Origin of the sequence: Caenimonas koreensis DSM 17982 (genome assembly GCF_009646335.1) — a bacterium.
Taxonomy (GTDB): domain Bacteria; phylum Pseudomonadota; class Gammaproteobacteria; order Burkholderiales; family Burkholderiaceae_C; genus Ramlibacter; species Ramlibacter koreensis.
In genome coordinates, this window is the sequence record NZ_WJBU01000020.1 from 41,816 (window position 1) to 60,650 (window position 18,835).

Here is an 18,835-nt window from a genome sequence, read left to right on the forward strand (position 1 = left end):
TGCGTGAATTGGGACGCCACGACCGCGCGACATAGCCCACCCGCACACGGATTTGCTACCCCAACGAATTGCGAATCAGTCGAACCTCATGGGAATGACGGGCTCTGATGTACGAGCCCGATTCATGATTTCGAGATCGCGGTCAGTTAGCCGAGCGCCGCGGGCCAGCGCTGCGATTGCCTCGCCGACCTTCACCCGCTTTTTCGGCGCAACAGGTCCGGCCTTCTCTTTCGTCACCTTCGTTTGCTTCTTGTTCTTCATGCATTCCTCCAGCTTTGCGATCTCAACTGACAACATTAGATCAAGCGAGCGCGACTAAAAAAGCATCCCCTGCCCCTGCATCCCCGGCGGGCGAAATTGCGACGTATCGAACACGATGTGCTTCCTGTTGAAGCCGATTCGCTCGCACGCCTTTCTAAAGCGCTGGCCGATCAGCTCGGCCCATGGGCCTGCGCCTTTCATGCGCGTCGCGAAATCGGCGTCGTAGTCTTTGCCGCCGCGCATGTCGTGGATGCGCGCCATCACACGCGCGGCGCGTTGCGGGTAATGCACCTCCAGCCATTGTTTGAAGAGCGGGCTCACCTCCCAGGGCAGGCGAATGACGTGATAGAACGCGCTGCGCGCACCGGCGTCCCATGCGGCTTCGAGCACTTGCTCCATGTCTTCGGTGAGGAAGGGGATCTGCGGCGCAAGGCTCACCGCCGTGGGCACGCCGTTCTCGGTGAGCGTGCGCAAGGTACGCAGCCTTCGATGCGGCGCTGCGGCGCGCGGCTCCAGCTTGCGCGTCAATTCCGCGTCGAGCGATGTGATGGTCACGCTCACCGAAGCAAGCCCCTTTGCAGCCATGGGCGCGATGAGGTCCAGGTCGCGCTCAACACCGCTCGACTTCGTGACGAGGCCAAAGCAGTGATTCGTCTCATGCATCAGCTCGATCACGGCGCGTGTGAGGCGCAGTTCACGCTCGATGGGTTGGTAGCAGTCCGTCACCGTGCCGATGGCGATGAGCTTAGGCTCATAGTGCTTCTTCGACAGCTCATGCCTGAGCACGGAGGCGATGTTTCGCTTGGCGACGATCTTTGTTTCGAAGTCGAGGCCGGGCGACATGTTGAGGTAGCTGTGCGAAGGCCGCGCGTAGCAATAGATGCAGCCATGCTCGCAGCCGCGATACGGATTGACAGACCGCTCGAAGTACACATCAGGCGACTCGTTGCTGGTGATCACGCTGCGCGCGTTCTCCCAGATCACTTCGGTGCGCAGCGGCTCGCGATGCTCGGCCTGGCCCTCATCGAGCGTGGTCCATCCATCGTCAAATGCCTCGCGCGCATCGCGTTCGAAACGATGCGCGAGCTGAGTCGCTGCGCCGCGGCCCTTGATCGCTGCCAGGGGTATGTGCACCTCGCTCATCAGTGGCTGTCACTACTGTTCATCCATACAGTATGCACCTCGGGGCCGATCACCGCAATCAAGGCCACTGTTGCCCTTGTTGTCTTTGCGCGGGTGGTAGTCTCCACGCCATGGATCCGCTCCTGCTCTCGCGACTTCAGTTCGCTGCAAATATCAGTTTCCACATCCTCTTTCCGACGATCAACATCGCGCTCTGCTGGTTCCTCGTCTACTTCCGGTTGCGACACTCCGCCGCATACGGAACGAAGGATTCCAAAGGCTGGGAAGAGGCCTATTACCTCTGGACCAAAGTTTTCGCGCTCACGTTTGCGCTAGGCGTCGTGTCCGGCGTGACGATGAGTTTCCAGTTCGGCACGAACTGGCCCGGCTACATGGAGAAAACCGGCAACATCGCCGGCCCGCTGCTCGGCTATGAAGTGCTCACGGCGTTCTTCCTCGAAGCAACCTTCCTCGGCATCATGCTGTTCGGCCGGGGCCGCGTGTCAGACCGCGTTCATCTCGTCGCCACGCTCATGGTCGCGATCGGCACCACGATGTCGGCCTTCTGGATCCTCAGCCTGAACTCGTGGATGCAAACGCCCGCCGGCTACGAAATCATCAACGGCAAGGTCCACGCAACGAACTGGTTTGATGTCGTTTTCAATCCATCGTTTCCGTACCGGCTGGTGCACAAGCTGCTCGCCTCGACACTCACGGCTGCATTCCTGATTGCAGGCCTGTCCGCATGGCAGCTGCTTCGCAACACAGCCAATGAAGGCACACGGCGCGCGCTGCGAGCGGGCGTGGTTGCAGCGGCGATTGCCATTCCGCTGCAGATCATCGCGGGCGACATGCACGGCCTGAACACGCTGGAGCACCAGCCCGCCAAGATCGCCGCGATCGAAGGCATCTGGCAGACCGAGAAGGGCGCACCGCTCACGCTCTTCGGCTGGCCCAATGAAGAGGAACGCCGCACTGACTACGCGATCCAGGTGCCGGGGCTTGCCAGCCTCATCCTCGCGCACGACATCGACGCCGAGATCAAGGGGCTTGAAGAATTCCCCAATGCGCATCCACCCGTGGCACCTGTCTTCTGGAGCTTCCGTGTGATGGTAGGCGTGGGCGTGCTGATGCTGCTCGTGTCGTGGTGGGCCGCGTGGTCGCTGTGGCGCGCGCATCGCGCAGCGCTGGGGTCGGGCCGCATGGCGGTGTATCCGCGCAAGATGCTCATCGCGCTGTCGGCCATGACGTTCTCGGGCTGGGTGTCCACACTCTCGGGCTGGTATGTGACGGAGGTCGGCCGCCAGCCCTTCATCGTGTACGGCCTATATCGCACGGCAGACATGGTCGCGGACCATCCTGCGGGCATGGTGCTTTCCACACTCATCGCGTATTTGCTGGTCTATGTGTTCCTGCTGGTGTCGTATGTGCTGGTGCTGATGCACATGGCGCAACACCCGGCGCAAGCGCCTGCTGTCGCGTCACCGCAAAGCCCGCAACCCGCTGAGCCGATCAGCGGCCCGGCGTGAAGGAGCAGCGACGATGAACTGGGAAACCGCCCTGCCGCTCTTCTTCATGGCCGTGATGGGCCTGTCGCTGCTCGCGTATGTGATCCTCGACGGCTACGACCTGGGCGTCGGCATCCTGCTGCCGTTTGCAAGCGACACGGAAAAAGACGTGATGGTCTCGAGCATCGGCCCCTTCTGGGACGCGAATGAAACCTGGCTGGTGCTGGGAATCGGCGTGTTGCTGATCGCCTTTCCAATGGCGCACAGCATCGTGCTGTCGTCACTTTATCTGCCCGTCGCCGTGATGTTGATCGGCCTCATCCTGCGCGGCGTGTCGTTCGACTTCCGCGTGAAGGCGCGTGACGCCCACAAGGGCCGGTGGAACAAACTCTTTGCGCTCGGCTCGCTCATCACCTCCATGGCGCAAGGCTGGATGCTCGGCAGCTTTCTCACGGGCTTTGGCGATGACGCGATTGCGCTCGCCTTCAGCGCAGGCATCGCGCTGACGCTCCCCACGGCTTACGCCATGCTCGGCGCCGGCTGGCTCATCATGAAAACGGGCGACGAGCTGCAAGCGAAGTCCGCAGCGTGGGCGCGCAAGGTGTTGTGGCCGATGGGCCTGGCGCTCGTCGGTATCTCGATGGCAACACCCCTGATCAGCCAAACGGTGTTCGATCGCTGGTTCGCGCTGCCGCAGTTGATTGGCCTGCTGCCGATTCCGGTGGCCTGCGCCGTCGCGTTCTTCGCCACATTCGAAGTGCTGCGCAAACCGAAGATCGTCGCCGCAGGTTACGGATGGATCGTCTTCGCCAGCACCGTCATGATTTTCATCCTGGCGTTTCTCGGCCTGACCTACAGCATGTATCCGTACATCGTGATCGACCGCCTGACGGTCTGGCAAGCCGCCAGCGCCACTGAGTCGCTCTTCGTGATCTTCGTCGGCGTTGCGATCACCCTGCCCGTGATCATCGTGTACACGATCTTCATGTACCGCGTGTTCTGGGGGAAGGCGACTGAGTTGACCTACGGTATGGGTTCTGGGTCTTGATTCGCGGCGCCGTCGTTCGGGGTCGTGACGCGGCTTGCGGATGGCCGGTTCACTCCGTGTCATTCCGCCGCCCTATGGGCGAGCTCCCTTCTTTACCTGCGTGAACCGGCCATCCGCAAGCCACGTCACTGGACAGAGCGGTGGCTGTTTTCTCAGTGAAATCGGACGCGCCCGTTGGAGTGCGCTCGGCCCGTGATTGCCGAGTTCGACCTCACTGAGCAAATGTCGCCCGCGCGGGTGATGACCGAGTAAATCACCCACCGCTGCGTGCGTGCTGCGGAGGCCGGGTGGCCTTTTCCCGCAGGTAAAGAAGGGAGCCCGGCCTCGTGGCCGGCGGAATGACACGGAGGGAAAAGGCCACCCGGCCTCCGCAGCACACCCCCGAAAGTTCAGCGCCCCAAACAGCAGCGCCCAAAAAAAGGCTACAGACTCAACCGCGCCCGAGCCTCAGCGTACTCACGCTTGAGCTTGGCGACGTAGGCTGCGGTACTGGTGACCTCAGTGACGGCGCCAATACCCTGGCCGCAACCCCAGATGTCCTTCCAGGCCTTCGCCTTGCTGCCATCGGCACCCGCGAAGTTCATGGTCTTGACATCGCCCTCGGGCAAATGATCAGGGTCCATGCCCGCGGCCACGATGCTCGGGCGCAGGTAGTTGCCGTGCACGCCCGTGAAGAGGCTGGAATAAACGATGTCGTCAGAGTTGCAATCGACAATCGCCTGCTTGTACGCATCGCTGGCGCGCGCTTCGTTCGTGGCGATAAACGCAGAGCCGATGTACGCAAAGTCAGCGCCCATCGCTTGCGCTGCGAGCACGGCGCCACCCGTCGAGATCGAGCCGCTGAGTGCAAGCGGGCCATCGAACCACGTGCGGATTTCCTGCACCAGCGCAAACGGGCTCTTCACGCCGGCGTGGCCACCAGCACCAGCAGCCACGGCGATCAGGCCGTCAGCGCCCTTTTCAATCGCCTTCTTGGCGAAGAAGTTGTTGATGATGTCGTGCAGCACAACGCCGCCGTAGCTATGGATCGCCTCGTTCACATCAGAGCGAGCGCCCAGCGACGTGATGATGATCGGCACCTTGTATTTGACGACCATCTCCATGTCGTGCTCGAGCCGGTCATTGCTCTTGTGCACGATCTGGTTGATGGCGAACGGCGCCGACGGGTTGTCCGGGTTCGCCTTGTCGTACGCAGCGAGCGTCTCGGTGATTTCGTGCAGCCATTCGTCAAGCTGCGCGGCAGGCCGTGCATTCAACGCGGGCATGGAGCCCACAACACCCGCCTTGCACTGCTCGATCACGAGCTTGGGGTTGCTGATGATGAAAAGCGGCGAACCAATGACGGGAAACGGGAGCTTGCTCAGCGCGGGAGGCAGACGTGACATGGGTTGATTTCCGGAGTTGATCAGAAAGCTTCGATAGCCAGCGCGGTGACGCTGCCTGCGCCATCGACGATAGCGTCGCGTGTGCCCGGCGCCTTCGCCAGGATGTGCTCTGCATAAAAGCGCGCGGTCGCAACCTTCGCTTCCATGAAGGCCTTGTCTTCACCGCTGGCGGCGAGGTCTTCAGCCGCCATGAGCGAGCGCGCCAGCTGCCAGCCTGCTACGACGTTGCCCGCGAGCATGAGGTAAGGCACCGAGCCGGCAAACGCCGCATTCGGCGATGTCTTGGAGTTGCCTGCGATGAAGTCGACGACATCGAGGAAAGCCTGGCGCGCCGCCGTGAGCTTCTTCGCGACGGCTTTGGCCGCGGCGCTGTCGCGCTTGGACAATTCGCCTTCGGTCTTTTCGATCTGCGCAGCAATCGCCTTGGCCACCTGCCCACCATCGCGCGCCGTCTTGCGGCCCACGAGGTCGTTCGCCTGGATGGCAGTGGTGCCTTCGTAGATCGTGAGGATCTTTGCGTCGCGGTAATGCTGCGCCGCGCCCGTCTCTTCAATAAAGCCCATGCCGCCGTGCACCTGCACGCCCAGCGAGGTGACTTCCAGGCTCATCTCGGTGCTGTAGCCCTTCACGAGCGGCACCATGAATTCGTAGAACGACTGGTTCTGCTTGCGCACGTCAGCATCAGGATGGTGGTGCGCCGCGTCGTAGGCCGATGCAGCCACCGTTGCCATCGCACGGCAGCCTTCGGTGTAGGCGCGCATCGTCATCAACATGCGCTTGACGTCGGGGTGGTGAATGATCGGCGCGCTGGCGCTGATCGAGCCATCCACCGGGCGTGATTGCACACGGTCTTTCGCGTAGCCCACGGCCTTTTGATAAGCGCGCTCTGCTACTGCAATGCCCTGCACGCCCACCGCAAAACGCGCAGCGTTCATCATGATGAACATGTATTCGAGGCCGCGATTTTCCTGGCCGACGAGGTAGCCCACGCCGCCGCCGTGATCGCCGAACTGCAGCACCGCCGTGGGCGATGCCTTGATGCCCAGCTTGTGTTCGATGCTCACGCAATGCACGTCGTTGCGCGCACCGAGCGAGCCATCACCGTTGACCATGAACTTCGGCACTACGAACAGGCTGATGCCCTTGACGCCTTCAGGCGCACCCACAACGCGAGCGAGCACCAGGTGCACGATGTTCTCGGCCATGTCGTGCTCGCCATACGTGATAAAGATCTTCGTGCCGAAGATCTTGTACGTGCCATCGGGTTGCGGCTCGGCGCGTGTGCGCACCATCGCCAGGTCAGAGCCTGCCTGCGGCTCCGTCAGGTTCATCGTGCCAGTCCACTTGCCGGACACGAGGTTTTCAAGATACGTCGCCTTCAGGTCATCCGAGCCTGCGGTGAGCAACGCTTCAATGGCGCCATCGGTCAGCAGCGGGCACAGCGCGAAGCTCAGGTTGGCCGAGTTGAGAATTTCGCCGCATGCAGCGCCGATGGTTTTCGGCAAGCCCTGGCCGCCGAAATCCGTCGGATGCTGCAGGCCCTGCCAGCCACCTTCGGCGTATTGCTTGAACGCTTCCTTGAAGCCCGGCGTTGTCGTGACCACGCCGGCTTTCCAGCTCGACGGATTACGGTCGCCGTCCACATTCAGCGGCGCGACCACGCCCTCATTGAATTTCGCACACTCTTCAAGCACGGCTTGCGCCGTGTCGAAGCCGGCTTCTTCAAAGCCGGGGATCTTCGCGATCTCATCGATGCCCGCCAGATGGCGAATGTCGAAGAGCATGTCTTTGAGCGGAGCTTTATAGGTCATCTTTTAGGTCGAGCGTTAGGCGTTGAGCGTTGAGCGCGAGAAGAAGGAACGCCGGGAATTCGCTCAACGCCGAACGCCCAACGCCCAACCTCACAAGGCTTTGATCAGCTCGGGAATCGCGGTGAACAGATCGGCTTCCAGGCCGTAATCTGCCACCGAGAAAATCGGCGCTTCGGGGTCCTTGTTGATCGCGACGATCACTTTCGAATCCTTCATGCCGGCCAGGTGCTGGATGGCGCCTGAAATACCCGCTGCGATGTACAGCTGCGGCGCGACGATCTTGCCCGTCTGGCCCACTTGCCAGTCGTTCGGTGCGTAGCCTGCATCGACCGCAGCGCGTGAAGCACCGAGTGCGGCGCCCAGCTTGTCGGCCAGCGGCGTCATCACTTCATTGAACTTCTCGCTGGAGCCGAGCGCGCGGCCACCCGACACGATGATCTTCGCGGCGGTGAGTTCGGGGCGGTCGTTCTTGGCGATCTCGTTGCCTTCGAAGTGGCTCTTGCCGCTGTCTGCAACTGCCGTGGCTGCTTCGATGGCAGCTGCGCCACCTGCGGCCGCTGCCGGATCAAAACCCGTCGTGCGAACGGTGATGACCTTCTTGTCGTCCAGGCTCTGCACCGTGGCGATGGCGTTGCCGGCGTAGATGGGGCGCTCGAACGTGTCGGCGCTGTCGATCTTCGTCACGTCGCTGATCTGGCCCACATCGAGCTTGGCTGCCACGCGCGGCGCCACGTTCTTGCCGCTGGCCGTTGCCGGGAACAGGATGTGCGAATAGCTGCCTGCCAATGCCAGCACTTGCGCTGCGATGTTCTCTGCCAGGCCGTGCGCGAAGTGCTCGCCTTCGGCATGGATGACTTTGCTCACGCCTGCAATCTGCGCTGCTGCCTTGGCCGCTTCACCGGCGTTGTGGCCTGCGACCAGCACGTGCACATCGCCACCGCATTGCGCAGCGGCTGTCACGGTGTTGAGCGTCGCGCCCTTGATGGTGGCGTTGTCGTGTTCTGCAATTACGAGTGCGGTCATCTCAAATCACCTTCGCTTCATTCTTGAGCTTCGCCACCAGAGTCGCGACATCTGGCACCTTGATACCAGCCGAGCGCTTGGGCGGCTCGGACACTTTCAGCGTCTTGAGGTGGGGCTTGACTTCAACGCCCAGGTCAGCGGGCTTGAAGGTGTCCATCTGCTTTTTCTTGGCCTTCATGATGTTGGGCAGCGTGACGTAACGCGGCTCGTTCAGGCGAAGGTCAGTGGTGATGATCGCGGGCAGCGTGATCGACACGGTCTCCAGGCCACCATCGACTTCGCGCGTGACGCGGGCCTTGCCGTCCACCACTTCAACCTTGGAGGCAAACGTGGCCTGCGGCAGGTCGCACAGCGCGGCGAGCATCTGGCCCGTCTGGTTGCAGTCATCGTCGATGGCCTGCTTGCCCAGGATCACGAGGCCGGGTTGTTCCTTGTCGACAATCGCCTTGAGCAGCTTGGCCACCGTCAGCGGCTGCAGCTCATCGACGCATTCAACGAGGATGGCGCGGTCTGCACCAATGGCCATGGCCGTGCGCAGCGTTTCCTGGCATTGCGTGACACCGCACGACACAGCGATCACCTCGGTGACAACGCCCTTTTCCTTCAGGCGCACGGCCTCTTCGACAGCGATCTCGTCAAAGGGGTTCATGCTCATCTTCACGTTGGCGATATCGACACCCGTGCCATCCGATTTCACTCGGACTTTCACGTTGTAGTCGACCACGCGTTTGACCGGTACGAGGACCTTCATGCTGCTGGCTCCTGGATCTAAGGGAATTGACGTTGACGTAAGCTGGAATTCTAGGTCGCCCCGGCATGCGGACCGAAAAAAGAACGACCGTTCGATTTTGGATTATAGGCAAGCGGGCACGGGCCGGCGAGGTCTGTCGGGCAGATGACATTTCACGCGCACCCCATTTGCAAAAACTCGGGAAAGCCATGACGGGTGCAGCCCCTGCGCGCCCTATAGTGCAGAGCAGCAATTTCCAAGGAGTTCCCGATGTTCAAGAAGGTGTTGTTGGCCTCGGCCCTGGGCCTGGCCCTCGCAGCCCCCGCCGTCATGGCGCAAATCAAGGTGGGCGTTACGGTGTCGACCACTGGCCCCGCTGCTTCGCTGGGCATTCCGGAGAAGAACGTGTTCGCGATCATGCCGCGCGAGATCGCCGGCAAGAAGGTGGAGTTCATCGTTCTCGACGACGCATCCGACCCCGTGGCTGCCGTGCGCAACACGCGCAAGTTCGTCTCCGAAGACAAGGTGGACATCATCCTCGGCTCATCCATCACGCCGAACAGCCTGGCCATGGTGGACGTCGCCGCCGAATCCGAAACACCGATGATCGCCATCGCCTCGTCGCTGCGCATCGTCGATCCGGTGGACGCGAAGAAGTACTGGGTGTTCAAGACGCCGCAGAACGACGCGCACATGATGACCGCCATGTCGGCCCACATGGCCGACAACGGCGTCAAGAGCGTGGGCCTCATCGGCTTCAACGACGCCTACGGCGAAGGCGTGATGACCGAATTCGGCAAGCTCACCGGCGCGCGCAAGCTCAACGTGGTGGCGCAGGAGCGCTATGCCCGCTCTGACACGAGCGTGACGGGCCAGGTGCTCAAGCTGATGGCAGCCAACCCCGACGCGATCATGATCGCCGCCTCTGGCACGCCCGCCGCCCTGCCCGCCAAGACGCTCAAGGAGCGCGGCTACAAGGGCAAGATCTACTTCACTGACGGCGTGATCAACGACGACTTCCTGCGCGTGGGCGGCAAAGACCTCGAAGGCTCGTTCCTGCCTGCTGGCCCGTTTGTGGTCGCCAAGCAGTTGCCCGACAGCAACCCGATCAAGAAGGTGTCGATGGAGCTGATCAAGCTGCACGACTCCAAGTACCCGCCGGGCAGCGCCAACTCGTTCTCGGCACACGCCTGGAATACTTACCTGATGCTGCAGTACGCAGTGCCTATCGCACTCAAGACAGCCCAGCCCGGCACCAAGGAATTCCGCAAGGCGCTGCGCGATGCCATCGAAGGCACGAAGGAACTCGTGACGACGCACGGCGTGATGAACATGAGCAAGACGGACCACATGGGCTTCGACCAGCGCGCACGCGTGATGGTGAAGATCGAAAACGGCACATGGAAGCTCGCGCAGTAAGTTCGTGACATATGCTGTGGGCGCTGCCGCAACGCAGCGCCCATTTTTTCGCCCCTGATTTTTCGCCCCTGATCTTTCGCCCGGACTGCCTTGGACTTCTCGATCGCTCTCATCCTCGCGCAGGACGGCATCACGACCGGCGCGGTGTACGCCATGCTCGCCGTGGGGCTTGTGCTGGTCTTTGCCGTCACCCGCGTCATCTTCATTCCGCAGGGCGAGCTCGTGGCGTACGGCGCCCTGACGATTGCAGCGATGCAAAGTGGCCAGCGGCCTGCGACCGGCTGGCTGCTGCTGGCGATGGGCGTGGCGGTGTTCGCCATTGACATGTGGCAGTTTGTGGCGCGTCGCGGTGACGCCGTCTCGCCCAAAGTGCTGGCGCAATCCGCGCTCACCAATCTCGTGTGGCCTGCGGTGGTGCTGGCCACCATCCAACTCCTGCCGCTGCAGCAAATCGGGCTGGCGGGGCAGATTGCATTGACGCTCGCTGTGGTCGCGCCGCTGGGGCCGATGCTCTATCGCCTCGCGTTCGAGCCGCTCGCGCATGCCAGTGTGCTGGTGCTGCTCATCGTTTCAGTCGCAGCGCACTTCGTGATGCTCGGCCTGGGCCTGGTGATGTTCGGCGCGGAAGGCGTGCGTTCTGCGGCCTTCTCGGAAGCGCGCTTTGCGGTCGGGCCGCTCACGTTGACGGGCCAGGGGCTGTCGGTCATCGCGGCGTCCATCGTGATCATGGCGGCGCTGTCGGTCTTCTTCGGCAACACGGTGGCGGGCAAGGCCTTGCGCGCCACGGCCGTGAACAGGCTCGGCGCAAGTCTTGTCGGCATTGAAGTCGCGCGCTCGGGCCGGCTCGCCTTCCTGCTCGCGGGCGTGATCGGCGCGTTCTCGGGCATCCTCATCGGGCCGATCACCACACTGTATTACGACTCGGGCTTTCTCATCGGCCTGAAGGGCTTCGTCGGCGCAATCATCGGCGGGCTGGCGAGCTACCCCGTCGCCGCTGGCGGCGCGCTGCTGGTGGGCCTGCTCGAAGCGTATGCCTCGTTCGAAGCCAGTGCCTACAAGGAAGTGCTGGTGTTCACGCTGATCGTGCCAGTGCTGGTGTGGCGCTCGTTCACGAGCCACACGCTGCTGGAGGACGACGAGTCATGACGCGCCTTCGCCCCCAGCGCCTCGGCGTCGCGATCTGGCTCGCTGTCATGTGCACGGCTGTGTTCCTGCCGGTGCCCGAGTTCTGGATCACGCTGGCCAACTACATCGGGCTCTACAGCCTGGTCGCGCTGGGCCTTGTGCTGCTCACTGGCATTGCAGGTATGACGTCATTCGGGCAGGCGGCCTTTGTCGGCCTTGGCGCGTATGCCAGCGCGCTCGTCACCACGCAATACGGAGGCTCGCCGTGGGTGGGGCTGGTCGCAGGCATCGCGCTCGTCGTGCTGGCTGCCGGTGCGCTGGGGGCGATCACGATGCGCCTGTCGGGCCACTACCTGCCGCTGGGCACCATTGCATGGGGCCTGTCGCTGTTCTATCTCTTTGGCAACCTCGAACTGCTGAAAAAATTCGATGGCATCACGGGCATTCCGCCGATCAACTTTCTGGGCGTGGAGCTGCAAAGCGGGCGCAACCTGTACCTGCTGATCTGGGTGATCGTGGCGCTGGCGGTGCTCGCCGTGCTCAACCTGCTCGACTCGCGCACGGGCCGCGCCATCCGCGCGCTACGCGGCGGTCTGGTGATGGCCGAGTCATGCGGCGTGAACACGGCTCGCACAAAGCTCCTCGCTTTCGTCCTGGCTGCCGTGCTCGCGGGCCTGTCGGGCTGGCTCTATGCGCACCTGCAACGCGCTGTGAACCCGACGCCCTTCGGCCTGAACGCAGGCATCACCTACCTCTTCATGGCCGTCGTCGGCGGTGCGGGCTACGTGTGGGGCGCGCTCGCGGGCGCCGCGCTCATGACGATCCTGGGCGACTGGCTGCAGAACATCCTGCCGAAGCTGCTGGGCCAGAGCGGCAACTTCGAAGTGATCGTGTCGGGCATGTTGCTCATCTTGCTGCTGCAACGCGCGCCCGGTGGCCTGTGGCCGATGGTGCTGCGCGTGGTGGGCATGTTCAAGCGCGGCACAGCGACTGGCGAACATCCGCAACTGCCCGCACCGATTGGCCTGCAGAACGCACAGCTCGCACAGCCGCTGCCACGCAGGCCGCAAGCCGCGGCGGGCAGCACGGTGCTCGATGTGCGCAGTGCACGCAAGACGTTCGGCGGGCTGGTCGCGGTGAACGACGTGAGCTTCAGCGTGAATGCCGGCGAAATCCTCGGGCTGATCGGCCCGAACGGCGCAGGCAAGAGCACGATGTTCAACCTCGTCAGTGGCGTGCTGCCGCTGACTTCGGGCGAAGTGCACTTCGCGGGTGAGCGCATCGACGGCAAGACGTCACGCGCACTGGCACGAGCGGGCATGGCGCGCACCTTCCAGCATGTGCGGCTGCTGCCGGCGATGAGCGTGATCGAGAACGTTGCTATCGGCGCGCACCTGCGCGGCCATCGCGGGTGGATGGCGGGTGTGATGCGTGCGAACCGCATCGAGGAAGCATCGATCTTTGCCGAAGCACAGGCGCAACTCGACCGCGTGGGGCTCGGCGCTGATGCGCTGCGTGAAGCGGGCAGCCTCGCGCTCGGCCAGCAGCGGCTGCTTGAAATTGCGCGTGCGCTCGCTGGCGACCCGGTGGTGCTGCTGCTCGACGAACCGGCTGCGGGTCTGCGTCACCAGGAAAAACTTGCGCTGGCCGCACTGCTGCGCGATTTGCGCTCGCAAGGCGTGAGCATCTTGCTGGTGGAACACGACATGGAATTCGTGATGGGCCTGGTCGACCGGCTGGTGGTGATGGACTTCGGCACCCGCATCGTGCATGGGCTGCCGGAAGCCGTGCGCAACAACCCTGCAGTGATCGAAGCGTACCTGGGGGGCGTGGAATGAGCGCCATCCTCGAAGTCAAGAACCTGTGCGTGGACTACGGCAAGGTGCGCGCTGTGCACGACGCCGCGATTCACGTGGAGCCCGGCCGCATCGCTACCGTGATCGGGCCGAACGGCGCGGGCAAATCAACGCTGCTCAACGCGATCATGGGCGTGCTGCCTGCCGCAAGCGGTGAGGTGTGGTTCGACGGTCATGTCGAAAAAGGAACCATCGCCTCGCGCGTGGCCGACGGCATGAGCCTCGTGCCCGAAAAGCGCGAGCTGTTCGCGACGATGACCGTCGAAGACAACCTGCTGCTCGGCGCCTACGTGAAGCTCAAGGGCCGCGCGAGCAACGCCGACGCAATGCGCGCCGAAGTGTTTCGCCTGTTCCCGCGGCTGGAAGAGCGGCGCAAGCAACTGGCCGGGACGCTATCAGGTGGTGAGCGACAGATGCTCGCCATTGGCCGCGCACTGATGGCCAGGCCGCGCGTGTTGATGCTCGATGAACCCAGCCTGGGTCTCGCACCGCTGGTGGTGCGCGAGATCTTCCACATCATCTCGGCGCTGCGCGAGAGCGGCGTTGCGATTTTGCTGGTGGAGCAGAACGCGCGCGCCGCACTGCAGGTGGCTGACTATGGTTACGTGCTGGAGACGGGGCGCATCACGCTCGAAGGCCCGGCGACGGACTTGACGAACGACCCGCGCGTGGTGAACACGTATCTGGGTTTGGGCGGACAACGCGCTGAATGAGCCTGCCCGGCTGGTGCGATCAGCCAGCTGGCGCCACAAAGAAATTGTCGTCTGTGAAGAACCGGTCGGGAATCCGCAAGTGGATTGCCTGCAGCATTTCTGCCGGGGGCGATACCCGCCGAACAAATTGCGCAAACCAACGGTCGTCGCGAAACTTGTCGTAGATGGGTAGGGCCAATTCAGTCATGAGAACGCGCCACTGGACTCTATCTGCCAATACCTTGAGCTGCGCTAACGTCCCACGCGCATCGCCGATCAGTGCCGGAAAGCGCCCAGGCTCAGTCTCGGTCCACTCCTGCAGACTTTCGGCGTCAACTTCCCCGGTATCGAGCCAGGCTTGCGCCTCCAACAGCAAGCGCTGCATGCGTGTTGCACCAATTTCTCCGGCGAGAGCGAATGCTGCAGCCATGCCATCCCGCACCAGGACTGAGAACACCAGATGTTCGCAGTCGATGCCGCCGCGCTCAGGATGCTGACCTGCGCAGCTTTGTTCAATGGAATCGTCATACCACCCCAGCCGCCAGAGCACCTTTCCTAACTGCCGGTGGACGTCAGAGCGGCCCGGCACCAACGCGTCAAGCCGACGCAACAGAATCAATGCGGCCGCAGGTTGCTGCCAATGCATCAGCCACGTCGCGGCTTCGACAAACGCAATCACAGCGCGCTCGCCCAGCCTCATCCTGCGCTCAAGTCTTGCGCACACCTGCGTAAACCGATGCAGATCGGCAGCTGGCCCCAGGCCTTGGTAGATGGCCCGCCGACCACGGCTGCACACTCGCACCGGCTCGCTCGCGCGCAGCGATAGCGGCGGATGCATTGCGAGAATATTTTCAGGCTGGCCGAAGGCGACCGGATGATTTGCAACAACTCGCAGTGCTCCGGGCAGCAGGACTGCCTGGCCTGCTTGCATGTGGAAGACGACGACATCAGGTGCCGTGTGCGTTGGATTTTGGCTTCGGATCAAGATGATTCCTGCGTGGGCGCGGCCTTGATGCCGCAACTTGCATGAGTAACCCTGCGCAACCCATCGTTCCGCACACCAAAGTCTGGCTCAAGTACTCCAGTTCGGCTTGCGCTTTTCAGTGAACGCCGTGAAACCTTCCTGCGCGCTCGCGTCCATCATGTTCACCGCCATCGTCTGGCCAGCGAGCTGGTATGCCGCTTCAATGCCCATCTCACGCTGGCGATAGAACATCTCCTTGCCCAGCGCAATCGCGACGCGCGGCTTGGCGAGGATGCTCTCGACGAGTTTTGCGACCTCCGCATCGAGCTGGTCTGCTGCGACCACGCGATTGACCAGCCCCCGCTCCTTCGCCTCCTGCGCTGAAATGAAGTCACCCGTGACGAGCATCTCCATCGCCTGCTTCGGCGCCATGTTGCGCAGCAGCGGCACGCTGGGTGTCGAGCAGAAGAGCCCGTAGTTGACGCCGCTCACGGCAAACTTCGCCTCGTTCACGGCCACTGCAAGGTCACACTGCGCGACGAGCTGGCAACCCGCTGCCGTCGCGATGCCTTGCACGCGCGCAATCACGGGCACAGGCAATTTGATGATCGTCAGCATCATCTTGCTGCATTGCGCGAAGAGCTTCTGGTAATAGTCGAGCGACGGATGGTCCACCATCTCTTTGAGGTTGTGACCGGGGCAAAACGCCTTGCCATTGGCCGCGATCACCACCACGCGCGCCGAATCGTCCTGCGCCACACGATCAAGCGCGGCCTGCATCGCAGCCAGCATTTCTTCGCTGAGCGAATTGAAACTGCCCGGCCGGTTCATCGTCAGCGTGACAACGCCGCGTGAGTCGCGGTGTTCCAGCACGGCTGCTTCCATGGTGACAGTAGTGACGGTGGTGTCTGATGCGCTCATGATGTTTTCCTCACAAATCCGCCAGCGCCCGCACATGCGCCTCAACGCTGCGCCCCAGCGCGCTCAGGTTGTAGCCGCCTTCGAGCGACGACACGATGCGCTTGTTTGAATGGCGCGCCGCGACTTCCTTCAGCTTCTTCGTGATCCACGCGTAGTCCGCCTCGACCAGGCCGAGCTGGCCCAGGTCATCTTCGCGGTGCGCGTCGAAACCCGCACTGATGAAAATCATCTGCGGCCGGAATTCTTCCAGCCGCGGCAACCAGTGCTTTTCAATCAGCGGGCGGATCACATCGCCCTTGCTGTACGCGGGCACGGGCATGTTCACCATGTTGGCGGCATGCGGGCCAGCACCCGTGCCGGGGTAGAACGGATGCTGGAAGAAGCTCACCATCAACGTGCGCTCGTCACCCGCCAGGATGTCTTCCGTGCCGTTGCCGTGATGCACGTCGAAGTCGACGATGGCCACGCGTTCCAGGCCGTGCTTTTCAAGCGCGTAACGCGCGCCGATGGCTACCTGGTTGAAGATGCAAAAACCCATCGAATGGTCGTGGCACGCATGGTGGCCGGGTGGCCGCACGGCGCAAAAGGCGTTCTCGAGTTCGCCGGCCATCACGGCATCGACAGCAGCGGTGACTGCGCCGACGGCGCGCATGGCGGCGTCCCAGGATTTGCCGTTCATGGAGGTGTCGGGGTCGATCCGCGCGTAGCCGGCCTCGCCGGTTTGCATCACGTGAACTGCCAGGCGCTGGCGCAATGCGTCGATGGCGGCCACGTGCTGCTCGTCGTGCGCAAGTTCGACATCCGCCAGGGTGGCCATGGGGGCTTCGCGCTGGTCGAGCAGGTCGGCAATGCCGGTGACAAGAAGCCTGTCGTGGATCGCGTCGAGCCGCTCGGGGCATTCCGGGTGGCCCGGGCCCATCTCGTGTCTCCTGCAATCCGGATGCGTGAAAAATCCGGTTTTGTTCATCACTGCCACTCGCCCTCGTCCAAATTGCGATAACGTCGTGCCATGGATGCACAACAACAGCTCAAGGCGCTCCTCGGTCAGCTTAACACGGTGCTCGTGGGCAAACCCGGCCAGGTACAGGACTGCGTGGCCTGCCTGCTCGCTGGTGGCCACCTGTTGATTGAAGACGTTCCCGGTGTCGGCAAAACCACGCTGGCTCACGCGCTCGCCCGCGCTTTCGGGCTGCAGTTTTCGCGCGTGCAGTTCACGGCCGACTTGATGCCCAGCGACTTGTCGGGCGTGTCGATTTACGAGCGCGGCAAGGAGTCTTTCGTGTTCCACCCCGGCCCGGTGTTCGCACAGGTGCTGCTGGCCGACGAGATCAACCGCGCCAGCCCCAAGACGCAAAGCGCACTGCTCGAAGCAATGGAAGAAAAGCAGGTCACGGTCGAAGGCGAAACGCGCCCGCTGCCCACACCCTTCTTCGTGATCGCCACGCAGAACCCGCACGACCAGCTTGGCACGTTCGCCCTGCCCGAATCGCAGCTCGACCGCTTCCTGATGCGCATCTCGCTGGGCTACCCCGACCGCGCGGCCGAGCGCGAGCTGCTCAGCGGCGACGACCGCCGCCATATGGTCGAGTCCATGAGCAGCCGCCTCACGCCTGCCGACCTGCTCGCGCTGCAGCAGCAGGTGTTGAAGGTGCACGCCGCCGGCCCCTTGCTCGACTATGTGCAAGACCTCGTGGCGGCCACGCGCTCGGGCCGCTGGTTCCTGCAGGGCCTGTCGCCGCGCGCGGGCATCTCGGTCGTGCGCGCCGCCAAGGCGCAGGCGCTGCTCAGTGGTCGCGATTACGTCGCGCCCGATGACGTGCAGGCGATCCTGCCGCAGACCGTGGCGCACCGGCTGATTCCGGTGAGCGATGCGGGCCGTGGGCCTGTGGAGCAAGTGCGCGCCATGCTGGAGGCGGTGCCGCTGCCATGACTGCCGCCGTGGAGCGTTCAGCGTTGGGCGTGGAGCGCGATTCGCCCAACGCCGAACGCCCCACGCTCAACCCTTTCACCTTTGCGCGCAAGCGCTTTCGCCGGTGGTGGCAGTCGCGCCTGCCTTTGTCTGACACGATGACGCTCACGCAGCGCAACGTGTACATCCTGCCGACGCGGCCCGGCTTCATGCTCGGCGCAACGCTGCTCGTGCTGCTCGTCGGCTCGATCAACTACCAGCTCAACCTGGGTTACCTGCTCACGTTCCTGCTGGCGGGCAGCGCCGTCGTCGGCATGCATGTGTGCCACGGCACGCTGCGCGGCCTGACGATGAACCTGAAGACGCCCGATGCGCAGTTTGCCGGCGTGAGCGCGACGCTCACCGTCGTGCTCACGAACGAGCGCAAGTCGATCCGCCACGGCATCGGCATGGCCGTGCTCGATGCCACGCATGAAGACCGCTGGGTGTACACCGATGTGCCTGCGCAAGGCAGCACCTCGGTACATGTCGCATTCAAGCCCGACAGGCGCGGCCTGCATCACGTGCCGCCGCTCACGGCGGAAACGCGCTTTCCGCTCGGCACGTTCCGCGTGTGGACGGTGTGGCGGCCTGCCGCGCAGGTGCTGGTCTATCCCGCGCCAGAAGCGTTCCCGCCGCCATTGCCGCCCGGCGAGCCGCGAGCAGGCGGCGCAGCCACTGCCAGCGCGCAGAACAGTGGCGAATTCGACGGCGTGCGCGCCTACCGCCGCGGCGATCCGCTCAAGCTGGTCGTCTGGAAGAAAGCCGCCAAGGCCGATGAACTCGTCAGCCGCGACACGCAGCAGGCCCAGCGCTACGAGTTGTGGCTTGACTTTGCGGCAGCGGGCCATCTCGATACCGAACACAAGCTCTCGCGCCTGACAGCGTGGGTGGTGCAGGCCGACAAGCTCGGCCTCGACTACGGCCTGCGCTTGCCCAACCAACAGGTCGCACCCGGCGCGGGCGAGGCGCACAAGCGCCGCTGCCTCGAAGCACTGGCCGTGTGCTGACCCCATGGTGAA

At 63.2% G+C, this 18,835-nt stretch carries 17 protein-coding genes; 8 read left to right on the top strand and 9 right to left on the bottom strand.

Translation table 11 applies throughout. The features are described 5' to 3' along the window. Positions 1-75: 75 nt before the first annotated feature. Both GHT07_RS17895 and GHT07_RS17900 read right to left on the bottom strand, forming a co-directional pair. A complete protein-coding gene (locus GHT07_RS17895) occupies positions 76-261 on the bottom strand; it encodes a hypothetical protein (RefSeq protein ID WP_153586466.1) in 186 nt (61 codons plus the stop codon). Between the two features lie 54 nt (positions 262-315). Beyond that, complete coding sequence (locus GHT07_RS17900) at positions 316-1,404, bottom strand: PA0069 family radical SAM protein (protein WP_153586467.1); 1,089 nt, start codon at positions 1,402-1,404, stop codon at positions 316-318. Between the two features lie 110 nt (positions 1,405-1,514). Between GHT07_RS17900 and GHT07_RS17905 the strand changes: the two genes are divergently transcribed. Together GHT07_RS17905 and GHT07_RS17910 are read left to right on the top strand one after the other, a co-directional pair. Continuing rightward, positions 1,515-2,912, top strand: a complete 1,398-nt coding sequence (locus GHT07_RS17905; protein WP_153586468.1) for a cytochrome ubiquinol oxidase subunit I — start codon at positions 1,515-1,517, stop codon at positions 2,910-2,912. Positions 2,913-2,925: 13 nt separating this feature from the next. Next, positions 2,926-3,939 carry a cytochrome d ubiquinol oxidase subunit II gene (locus tag GHT07_RS17910; protein WP_153586469.1) on the top strand — a complete coding sequence of 338 codons (1,014 nt, stop codon included), beginning with the start codon at positions 2,926-2,928 and terminating at the stop codon, positions 3,937-3,939. A 422-nt stretch (positions 3,940-4,361) separates the two neighbouring features. Here GHT07_RS17910 and GHT07_RS17915 read toward each other — a convergent pair whose 3' ends face one another. From GHT07_RS17915 to GHT07_RS17930, 4 genes are all read right to left on the bottom strand, one after another. Then, positions 4,362-5,324, bottom strand: coding sequence for an NAD(P)H-dependent flavin oxidoreductase (locus GHT07_RS17915; protein ID WP_153586470.1), 963 nt, complete (start codon positions 5,322-5,324; stop codon positions 4,362-4,364). A gap of 20 nt (positions 5,325-5,344) precedes the next feature. Next, a complete protein-coding gene (locus GHT07_RS17920) occupies positions 5,345-7,135 on the bottom strand; it encodes an acyl-CoA dehydrogenase (protein WP_153586471.1) in 1,791 nt (596 codons plus the stop codon). A gap of 90 nt (positions 7,136-7,225) precedes the next feature. Next, entirely contained in the window at positions 7,226-8,158 is a 933-nt protein-coding gene (locus GHT07_RS17925; RefSeq protein WP_153586472.1) for an electron transfer flavoprotein subunit alpha/FixB family protein, read from the bottom strand. Position 8,159: 1 nt separating this feature from the next. After that, a complete protein-coding gene (locus GHT07_RS17930; protein WP_153586473.1) occupies positions 8,160-8,909 on the bottom strand; it encodes an electron transfer flavoprotein subunit beta/FixA family protein in 750 nt (249 codons plus the stop codon). 249 nt (positions 8,910-9,158) lie between these two features. Between GHT07_RS17930 and GHT07_RS17935 the strand changes: the two genes are divergently transcribed. The 4 genes from GHT07_RS17935 (at position 9,159) to GHT07_RS17950 (ending at position 14,001) form a co-directional block, all read left to right on the top strand. Continuing rightward, entirely contained in the window at positions 9,159-10,307 is a 1,149-nt protein-coding gene (locus GHT07_RS17935; RefSeq protein ID WP_153586474.1) for an ABC transporter substrate-binding protein, read from the top strand. Between the two features lie 90 nt (positions 10,308-10,397). Continuing rightward, positions 10,398-11,453, top strand: a complete 1,056-nt coding sequence (locus tag GHT07_RS17940; RefSeq protein WP_153586475.1) for a branched-chain amino acid ABC transporter permease — start codon at positions 10,398-10,400, stop codon at positions 11,451-11,453. Then, positions 11,450-13,270 (top strand): branched-chain amino acid ABC transporter ATP-binding protein/permease, encoded by a 1,821-nt coding sequence (locus GHT07_RS17945; RefSeq protein ID WP_153586476.1) that lies wholly within the window; start codon positions 11,450-11,452, stop codon positions 13,268-13,270. Before GHT07_RS17940 ends, GHT07_RS17945 begins: the two co-directional genes overlap by 4 nt. Then, positions 13,267-14,001 carry an ABC transporter ATP-binding protein gene (locus tag GHT07_RS17950; protein WP_153586477.1) on the top strand — a complete coding sequence of 245 codons (735 nt, stop codon included), beginning with the start codon at positions 13,267-13,269 and terminating at the stop codon, positions 13,999-14,001. Before GHT07_RS17945 ends, GHT07_RS17950 begins: the two co-directional genes overlap by 4 nt. Positions 14,002-14,020: 19 nt before the next feature. On the opposite strand, the gene GHT07_RS17955 is transcribed toward GHT07_RS17950, so the two are convergent. The 3 genes from GHT07_RS17955 to GHT07_RS17965 form a co-directional block, all read right to left on the bottom strand. Continuing rightward, positions 14,021-14,965: a hypothetical protein gene (locus GHT07_RS17955; RefSeq protein ID WP_153586478.1), complete on the bottom strand. Its 945-nt coding sequence runs from the start codon at positions 14,963-14,965 to the stop codon at positions 14,021-14,023. 87 nt (positions 14,966-15,052) lie between these two features. Beyond that, positions 15,053-15,865, bottom strand: coding sequence for an enoyl-CoA hydratase (locus GHT07_RS17960; protein WP_153586479.1), 813 nt, complete (start codon positions 15,863-15,865; stop codon positions 15,053-15,055). Between the two features lie 10 nt (positions 15,866-15,875). After that, positions 15,876-16,832: a histone deacetylase family protein gene (locus tag GHT07_RS17965; protein WP_153586480.1), complete on the bottom strand. Its 957-nt coding sequence runs from the start codon at positions 16,830-16,832 to the stop codon at positions 15,876-15,878. A gap of 42 nt (positions 16,833-16,874) precedes the next feature. On the opposite strand from GHT07_RS17965, the gene GHT07_RS17970 reads away from it, so the two are divergent. Both GHT07_RS17970 and GHT07_RS17975 read left to right on the top strand, forming a co-directional pair. Beyond that, entirely contained in the window at positions 16,875-17,795 is a 921-nt protein-coding gene (locus GHT07_RS17970) for an AAA family ATPase (RefSeq protein ID WP_153586481.1), read from the top strand. Next, positions 17,792-18,823, top strand: a complete 1,032-nt coding sequence (locus tag GHT07_RS17975; RefSeq protein ID WP_153586482.1) for a DUF58 domain-containing protein — start codon at positions 17,792-17,794, stop codon at positions 18,821-18,823. Before GHT07_RS17970 ends, GHT07_RS17975 begins: the two co-directional genes overlap by 4 nt. Positions 18,824-18,835 lie beyond the last annotated feature (12 nt).

Coding starts and splice junctions, on each gene's coding strand:
- GHT07_RS17925 (WP_153586472.1), bottom strand. CDS start 8,158: ATGACCGCACTCGTAATTGCAGAACACGACAACGCCACCATCAAGGGC.
- GHT07_RS17905 (WP_153586468.1), top strand. CDS start 1,515: ATGGATCCGCTCCTGCTCTCGCGACTTCAGTTCGCTGCAAATATCAGT.
- GHT07_RS17960 (WP_153586479.1), bottom strand. CDS start 15,865: ATGAGCGCATCAGACACCACCGTCACTACTGTCACCATGGAAGCAGCC.
- GHT07_RS17950 (WP_153586477.1), top strand. CDS start 13,267: ATGAGCGCCATCCTCGAAGTCAAGAACCTGTGCGTGGACTACGGCAAG.
- GHT07_RS17975 (WP_153586482.1), top strand. CDS start 17,792: ATGACTGCCGCCGTGGAGCGTTCAGCGTTGGGCGTGGAGCGCGATTCG.
- GHT07_RS17965 (WP_153586480.1), bottom strand. CDS start 16,832: ATGAACAAAACCGGATTTTTCACGCATCCGGATTGCAGGAGACACGAG.
- GHT07_RS17935 (WP_153586474.1), top strand. CDS start 9,159: ATGTTCAAGAAGGTGTTGTTGGCCTCGGCCCTGGGCCTGGCCCTCGCA.
- GHT07_RS17900 (WP_153586467.1), bottom strand. CDS start 1,404: ATGAGCGAGGTGCACATACCCCTGGCAGCGATCAAGGGCCGCGGCGCA.
- GHT07_RS17930 (WP_153586473.1), bottom strand. CDS start 8,909: ATGAAGGTCCTCGTACCGGTCAAACGCGTGGTCGACTACAACGTGAAA.
- GHT07_RS17895 (WP_153586466.1), bottom strand. CDS start 261: ATGAAGAACAAGAAGCAAACGAAGGTGACGAAAGAGAAGGCCGGACCT.
- GHT07_RS17970 (WP_153586481.1), top strand. CDS start 16,875: ATGGATGCACAACAACAGCTCAAGGCGCTCCTCGGTCAGCTTAACACG.
- GHT07_RS17910 (WP_153586469.1), top strand. CDS start 2,926: ATGAACTGGGAAACCGCCCTGCCGCTCTTCTTCATGGCCGTGATGGGC.
- GHT07_RS17915 (WP_153586470.1), bottom strand. CDS start 5,324: ATGTCACGTCTGCCTCCCGCGCTGAGCAAGCTCCCGTTTCCCGTCATT.
- GHT07_RS17920 (WP_153586471.1), bottom strand. CDS start 7,135: ATGACCTATAAAGCTCCGCTCAAAGACATGCTCTTCGACATTCGCCAT.
- GHT07_RS17945 (WP_153586476.1), top strand. CDS start 11,450: ATGACGCGCCTTCGCCCCCAGCGCCTCGGCGTCGCGATCTGGCTCGCT.